Here is a 6,543-nt window from a genome sequence, read left to right on the forward strand (position 1 = left end):
CCTTGGTGGCCGGGTGGGGAGGCGGGGTGGGAGGTCTGACCTGAACCGAAAACTACGCCGCGGCAGCTGCCGCGCGGTCTTCCTGCGACTGCATCATCTCGGCAATCGCAAACGCAAGCTCCAGCGATTGCGAAGCATTGAGCCGCGGGTCGCAATGCGTGTGGTACCGGCTGGAAAGCTCCGCATCGGTGATCGCAACCGCACCGCCGACACACTCGGTCACGTTCTGCCCGGTCATCTCCAGGTGGACGCCGCCCGCATAGCTGCCTTCGGCCCGGTGGACCGCGAACACGTCTGCCAGTTCGCCCTTGATCCGGTCGAACGGACGCGTCTTGTAGCCCGAATCCGACTTGACCACGTTGCCGTGCATCGGATCGCTGCTCCACACCACCGGGTGCCCTTCGCGGCGCACGGCGCGGATCAGGCCGGGCAGGTGCGCCTCCACCTTTTCGTGCCCGAACCGCGTGATGAGGACGATGCGCCCGCTCTCGCGCGAGGGGTTGAGCGTGTCGAGCAGCTTGAGGAGCACGTCGGGGTCGAGGCTCGGCCCGCATTTCACGCCAATCGGGTTGCGGATGCCGCGCATGAATTCGACATGCGCGCTGCCTTCGAACCGCGTCCGGTCGCCGATCCATAGCATGTGCGCGCTGGTATCGTACCATTGCCCATTGCCCGGGTCGCGCCGCGTCATCGCCTGCTCGTAGGGTAGCAGCAGCGATTCATGGCTGGTGTAGAAGCTGGTCCCCTGCAACTGCGGCAGTTCGGACGGATCGATCCCGCAGGCCGACATGAAGTCGAGCGCCTCGGTAATCCGGTCCGCCATCGCGAGGAATTTTTCCGACCACGGGCTGCGGCCCATGAAATCGAGCGTCCAGTCGTGCACCTGCCGCAGGTTGGCATAGCCGCCACCCGCGTAAGCTCGGAGCAGGTTGAGCGTGGATGACGCCTGGTAATAGGCGCGCACCATGCGCTGCGGATCGTTGCGGCGGGATTCGGGCGTGAAGTCGATCCCGTTCACATTGTCGCCGAAATAGCTCGGCAGCGTCAGTTCCTGCCCGTCGGCATCCAGCTGAGTTTCGGTTGCGCTGGAGCGCGGCTTGGCGAACTGGCCCGCCATGCGGCCGACCTTCACCACCGGCAGCGATCCGGCATAGGTCAGCACGACCGCCATTTGCAGGATCACGCGGAAGGTATCGCGGATCGTGTCGGGCGCGAATTCGGCAAAGCTTTCCGCGCAATCGCCGCCTTGCAGCAGGAAGGCCTCGCCCGCTTCGACGCGCGCAAGCTCGCCCATCAGGGCATCGGCTTCGCCTGCGAAGACCAGCGGCGGGCACGCGCCCAGTTCCGCCTCGGCCTTGGCCAGCGCCTGCGGATCTTCGTAAGCGGGCAGGTGCTTCGCTTCGAAACCGGTCCAGCTATCGGGGCTCCATTGGGAAGCCATTGTCACGCACTCTTCCTTGCATTGCACTTGCGAAGAGAGTGGCGGCCTGACCGCGTGCGTGCAAGCCTATTTCTCAGGCAGATTTCCGATCTGGGTCATCGGCGCATCTCGTGTGGGGCTCTAACTACCCGCCCCTTTACGGAACTTGTGTCCCCTCGGGCACGACCGCGATTTCGAGCGGCTTGCGGCTGGCGAGGTACTTCTGCGCCAGCGCCTTCATCGCTTCGGGCGTAGTGATCGAATAATCGTCCAGCAGCGATCCCAGCACCTGCAAGCGCCGGGGGTCGCGCGTGGCACCGCGCATCTGCCACATCCAGAACCCGTTGCCGGTGGTCGCCCGCAGCACCGTCTGCCGCAAAGGCTCGGTGACGCGGGCAAGCTCGTCCGCCGTAGGTCCATTGGCCGCAAGATCGGCAACGATTGCCTCCGACGCCGCATAGAACTTGGGCACGTCCTCGGGCTTCAGCTGGGCGAGCGCGATCATCGTCCCGCCGCCGACATCGTCGGTCGGCCAGTCGACCCGCGTTTGCGGGGCATAGCTGGCGCCCGTGCGTTCGCGCATCTCGTCGAACAGGCGGTTCATCACGATCTGGCTGAGGATTTCGAGCTGGCGGCTGTCGGAGACCTCGGCCAGCCCGCTGCCGACCGGCCAGGCGACCACTGCGGCGGCCTGGCTGGCATCGCCGCGATGATACAGCACCTCTCGCCCGCCCGCTTCGGGCGCTTCGGGCCGGGGCGCGAGCGTGGCGGGATCGACGGGCGCGCGCGGCGGCAGTGCGCCGAACGTGGTGCGCAAGGCCTCGATCGCGGTCGCACGGTCGAAATCTCCGAAGATCAGCAGCTCGATCTCGCCCTGTTGCAGCAGCGGCTCCCACACCTTGCGGAAACCCTCGGCGCTGGTGCCCGCGATCATCGCGGGGGTCGGGGTGGCGAAACGCGCATCGCCATTGCGGATCGCGCTTTCGAGGTCGCGGTTGAGCAGGCCGCCGGGGCTGGTCGCGTAGGTATCGTAGGATATGCGCGCACCCGCTTTCGCGCGTGCAATCGGCCGCGCGTCCCACTCGGGCAAGGCGAGCTTGGCGGCGAACAGGTACAACTGGTCCGCCAGGTCTGCCTCACGCGTGATGGTAGAGAATGTGAAGGTGCCCAGATCGACGGTGAAATCGAAGCCCAGCTTGCGGCCCGTCACCAGCCGGTCGAGGTCTTCCTGGTCCAGCCCGGCCATGCCCGTACTGATTAGAGCGGTCTCGCCCAGCGAGATATAGGGCGCGTCGCCTTCGGAGAATGCGCGCAGCCCCGATCCGAAATGGACGTTCACCGCAACGCGCCCGGGCTCTGCATCATTGGGCCACAACAGCGCGGTGACCCCGTTGGCCAGTTCGACCCGCTCGATCTCGAGGATGCCGATTTCAGACTGGGAGACCACTTCGCCCGGCTCGCCGATCTGCGGCAGCGTATCGAAGTCGACCGTGCTGGCAGCGATGCGCGCCGAATTGTCCGCCTCGACCGGTGCCAGCATGGCTTCGCGAAGGCTTGCCGCATCCGCCTCGCCTGCCTGTGGAGTGACGTAGAAGGCGCGGATCACCTTGCCTTCGAACAGCGCCTTGGTTCTTGCGAGGATGGCGTCGGGCGTGATGCGTTCGCGCATGTCGCGAAACACGCTCAGCAGCGTATGCGGCCCTGCCACCGTCTCCCGGATATCGACCGCGTTGACCAGCGTATCGGCGATCTCCGCGCCCGGCTCGACCTCGGCCTCTTCGACACCAGCGACAAAAGCGACATCATATTCCGCGATCTCGCGCGCCAGCTCTTCCTCGGTCGGCGGATTGATGGTCGCATCGGCGATCACCGCGCGCACATCGGCCAGCGCGGATTGCCAGTCTTCGGTCAGCGGGGCGAAGCTAACGAAGGTCGCATCGGTGCTGCGGCTGACATCCTCCTGCTCCACCTGCGCATACAGGTAGTCCCCGCCGCCCCGCGCGCGCGCTTCCAGACGACGATTGATGAGCGACTGCGCCAGCGCATCCATCAGCAGGCCTTCGTTATAGACGATGGTATCCTGCACCGGGCGCCAGTCGCGCATGATGCTGTAGCTTAGCGAACGTGGCAGGTCGGGCTCGACCGCGACCGCCGTGTCGCCCACCGGATTGCCTTGCGGAGCATCGGCGGGCGCCTCCGGGTCCCCGAAATCGGGATCCTTTGCCGTGTCGCCCGCGACCTGCCAGCTGCCGAAATACTTTTCCACCAGCCGCGCCAGTGCGACCGGATCGGCATCCCCGGCCACCGCGATGACGGTCTCTTCCGGGCGATACCAGCGCCGATGGAATGCCGCGACCTGCTCTGCCGTGGCCGCCTCCAGCGTGGCGACCGTGCCGATGGGGTTGCGATGGGCCAGCCGCTGGCCCTTGAAGAACAGCTCGCGGCTCTGGTCCGCCACACGCTCGTTCGGGCCGCCGCGTTCGCGCTTCTCCGCCAGTACGATCGGCAGTTCGGTGCGCACGTTCTGCTCGTTAATGACGGGCTCCTGGATCATGCCCGACAGCAACCTGAACGCCTCGTCCAGCTTGGCCGGAGAGGCTTCGGGCAGGTCGAGCTGGAACACGGTCTGCGTCGGGGCGGTAAAGGCGTTGGTGTCGTTGCCGAAACTCGCGCCGAGCCTCTGCCAGGTGGGGATCGCTTCGCCCACGCCGAGATGGCGCGACTGGCGGAACACCAGATGCTCGATCAGGTGGGCAAAGCCCTGCTCGCTGTCCTCTTCGTGCAGCGATCCTGCATCGATACGAATGCGGATCGAAACCTGATCGGGCGGGACGCCATTGGCGCGCGTGGCGTAGCGCAGCCCGTTGTCGAGGACGCCGAAACGCCAGGCCCGGTCGACCGGGACATTGCTTCCTTCGTACAGCCACGGGGTCTCGTCCTCCGCCTGCAGCGAGGCGGGAATGGCCGTGTCGGCAGCGGTATCGGTCTCGGTGGCCGCCACGTCCACGTCGCTGCGTACCGGATCGGATTGCGTCGCAGGCGCATCCCTTGGCCCGAAGATCGCGCAAGCACCCAGCAGGAACGGCAGGAACAGGGCGAGAAGGCGCGGCGCACGGAAATCAGGATGCATGGGACCAGCCTATAGGGGGGCAAGAGGTGAAGGCCGAGTGAATGCAGCACATGCAATCCCGGTTCGTCACACTGATGACGAGCGAGTGCTTGCCGCGTTCCCACCGCAACCCTACATCGCTCCTGACATGTATATCGAAACCGAAACCACCCCCAACCCCGCCACGCTCAAGTTCCTGCCGCAGCGGCAGGTCATGCCGCAGGGTACGCGCGACTTCGCGAACCCGGAGGATGCGGAGGCCAGCCCGCTGGCGCAGGCCTTGTTCGATACCGGCGAGGTGACCGGCGTGTTCTTCGGCTCCGATTTCGTCTCGGTGACCAAGGACCCGAGTGCGCAGTGGACCGAACTCAAGCCGCAGGTGGTCGCCGTGCTGCTCGATCATTTCGTGTCCGAAGCGCCGCTGTTCCACGGCGCGTCGGCAGCGGGCATCGCTGTGCCGCCGGAAGAAACGCTGGTGGTGGAAGAAAGCGCGGACGACGCGGATATCGTCGACCAGATCAAGGAACTGCTCGAAACCCGTATCCGACCGGCGGTCGCGGGCGATGGCGGCGATATCGCCTATCGCGGATTCAAGGGTGGCATCGTCTACCTTGCGATGCAGGGCGCCTGCGACGGGTGCCCGTCCTCCACCGCCACGCTCAAGCACGGGATCGAAGGCCTGCTGAAACATTACGTGCCGGAGGTCGTTGAGGTTCGCGCAAGCTGATCGCAAGTTCGCTCCCGAGCCATCCTCGCAATTCCAAGACCGAAGGCCATCCCCCATGACCAAGCAGTTCCACGCAAACACCCTGTCCGACGAAGCGCTGGAACAGCTGTTCCTCGAAGCGCGCAGCTATAATGGCTGGCTCGACAAGGACGTGTCCGAGGATCAGATCCGCCGTATCTACGACCTGCTGAAGATGGGGCCGACGTCGGCCAACCAGCAGTCGGCGCGCTTCGTGTGGTGCCGTTCGGACGAGGCGAAGGCAAAACTCGCTTCGCACGCAATGGAAGCCAACAAGAAGAAGATCGAAACCGCGCCGTGGTGCGTCATCATCGGCTACGACATCGATTTCCACGAACAGCTGCCGTGGCTCTTCCCGCATACCGATGCGAAAAGCTGGTTCGACGGCGACGTCGAAGGCCGGATCACGCAGGCCAAGCGCAATTCTGCATTGCAGGGTGCCTACCTGATGCTCGCCGCGCGCAGCCTCGGCCTCGATTGCGGACCGATGTCGGGCGTCGATCTCGACAAGGTGACCGAGGATTTCTTCTCCGACCAGCCGCAATACCGGGCGGACTGGATCTGCTCGATCGGCTATGGTGACAGGGAATCGATCTTCGACCGCAGCCCGCGCCCCGATTTCGAGAAGTTCAACCGGATCGACTGAGCGGCACGCGAAGCGGGTCGAACGGCCGCTGGAGGGGCGAACAATACTGACCGGAACCACCCTGGCGATAGAATGCGCCACGCCCGCCTGCTCGGTCGCGCTGTTCGATAATGGCGCGATGGTGGCGGGCGTGCACGAGGTGCTGGGCCGTGGCCATGCAGAGCGGCTGGTCCCGATGATCGCGGGCCTGCCGGATAAAGGCCGCGCCGACCGGATTGTCGTGTCGCGCGGCCCCGGCAGCTTCACCGGCGTGCGGATCGGCATCGCGGTTGCTCGCGCGCTCGGCTTTGCATGGGGTGCACAGGTGGAAGGCTACCCGACCCTGGCACTGGTCGCCGCGATGGCGCGCGCCGAAGCTGGGGCAGCGAAGCCGGTGACGGTATGCATGAACGGCGGGCACGGCGAATGGTTCGTGCAGGATTTCGATGAGACCGGCGCGGCGGCAGGCGATGCGCTGTCACTCGCTCCCGAAGCGGCGGCGCAGCGCACCGTCCATCGGACGATCGCGGGCGAGCGCGCGGGCGAACTTGCCGCGCTGCTGCCCGAAGGGGCGCATCGCGCGATCGACTTGCTACCCGATGCCCGCCATACCCAACTGCTGGCCGAGGGCACTTTCGCCGCCG

At 65.8% G+C, this 6,543-nt stretch carries 5 protein-coding genes; 3 read left to right on the plus strand and 2 right to left on the minus strand.

The features are described 5' to 3' along the window. Positions 1–52 precede the first annotated feature (52 nt). Complete coding sequence (locus ACEQXE_RS06760) at positions 53–1,441, minus strand: class II 3-deoxy-7-phosphoheptulonate synthase (protein ID WP_370178181.1); 1,389 nt, start codon at positions 1,439–1,441, stop codon at positions 53–55. Positions 1,442–1,577: 136 nt separating this feature from the next. After that, positions 1,578–4,550: a M16 family metallopeptidase gene (locus ACEQXE_RS06765; RefSeq protein ID WP_370178177.1), complete on the minus strand. Its 2,973-nt coding sequence runs from the start codon at positions 4,548–4,550 to the stop codon at positions 1,578–1,580. Between the two features lie 127 nt (positions 4,551–4,677). Between ACEQXE_RS06765 and ACEQXE_RS06770 the strand changes: the two genes are divergently transcribed. The 3 genes from ACEQXE_RS06770 to tsaB all read left to right on the plus strand — a co-directional run. After that, entirely contained in the window at positions 4,678–5,256 is a 579-nt protein-coding gene (locus ACEQXE_RS06770; RefSeq protein WP_370178178.1) for a NifU family protein, read from the plus strand. 55 nt (positions 5,257–5,311) lie between these two features. Beyond that, on the plus strand, positions 5,312–5,920 hold the full coding sequence (locus ACEQXE_RS06775) for a malonic semialdehyde reductase (protein WP_370178179.1): 609 nt from the start codon (positions 5,312–5,314) through the stop codon (positions 5,918–5,920). Further along, on the plus strand, positions 5,850–6,543 hold a 694-nt coding region (gene tsaB, locus ACEQXE_RS06780), incomplete at its 3' end, for a tRNA (adenosine(37)-N6)-threonylcarbamoyltransferase complex dimerization subunit type 1 TsaB (protein WP_370178180.1). The genes ACEQXE_RS06775 and tsaB, both read left to right, overlap by 71 nt.

Origin of the sequence: Alteriqipengyuania sp., assembly GCF_964222115.1 — a bacterium.
Lineage (GTDB): Bacteria > Pseudomonadota > Alphaproteobacteria > Sphingomonadales > Sphingomonadaceae > Alteriqipengyuania.